The organism is Vibrio sp. 03_296, from assembly GCF_002265885.1.
In genome coordinates this window covers 1-985 of sequence record NZ_NPKW01000534.1, presented here as the reverse complement: position 1 = coordinate 985, position 985 = coordinate 1, and the positions used below count along the sequence as shown (strand labels likewise).

Annotated in this window: 1 pseudogene; it reads right to left on the bottom strand. The window is 48.3% G+C overall.

The annotated features are described in order from the left end of the window. Nucleotides 1–65: 65 nt before the first annotated feature. Nucleotides 66–688 (bottom strand): annotated as a pseudogene (locus tag CIK04_RS25990) (pyridoxamine 5'-phosphate oxidase family protein). Between the last annotated feature and the right edge of the window lie 297 nt (nt 689–985).

The following is a 985-nucleotide window of genomic DNA, read 5'->3' as shown; positions in this document are numbered from 1 at the left end:
CGCATGTTTAAGAAACATCGTGGAGTCACGCCCAAAGAGTACCTGCAGCGTTTCCACGATGTTCGTTAGTCGTTCAACGGGTAGAAACCATCGTTCCCATACGCTGATGCGTAATTTGGTTGTGGAATTAGGCCCTCTTGTTCATCCACACCCACTAATGGCCCCACAACGGTTCGATAGGGCAAGATGCCCGCCCAAACGGGGCGATCGAGATCGCTGCTATCGTCATTGACACCAAATGCACTGATTTTCACCGACGCTTCTTCCAATCCGATGGCCAGCAGCTCGGTGGCATTGAGCTCTTTTTCGTTACTTAAGCGAACCTGCTCGGTGCGACCRGGGGCAATCTGCTCAATAAAATGATTCAACAAGCGATCCTTTTCTGTATTCTCTTCTATCACGTTAAATTGACCAAAAACCACCGCGCTTCGGTAGTGCGCACTGTGGTGAAAGGCAGAGCGTGCCAACACCCAGCCATCGAATAATGTAAAGGTCAGGCAGGTGTTTTGCCCTGATCTCAGTGCTTTGATTAAGCGGCTGTTCCGTGACGCCGATGAATATAGTACTTGATTGATCGACACGCCAAAGCAATGCTCGGAATGACAATGGGTCCCGAGGCATCCGAAATGGCGATGTGAGCGATCAAGCTTTCATCAATGATCCGATGTAACTGCTCGACGTCGTGCACTGCTTACGTTGCCGCTTTTTAATTTGAGTTCCTGTCCGTTGCTGACAACATACTTCTCTCCCTTTAGCTGCTCGTGCGAAGTGCTTAGATGACAAGCACAATAAATACAAATTGGTCTATCTATAAGGTCCAATTTTGATTTATGTTTAGATCCAATTGGAAAAGGGACTGACCATGCTACCGATTGAAATCGGCGATCTGACACTGACGCCAAAAACAGGAGTGTTACAGCGAGATCTTTACGACGCTATTCGAGAAAAATAACGCGCGGCTTGGAATAAGCAGGGGCGCTTGCCT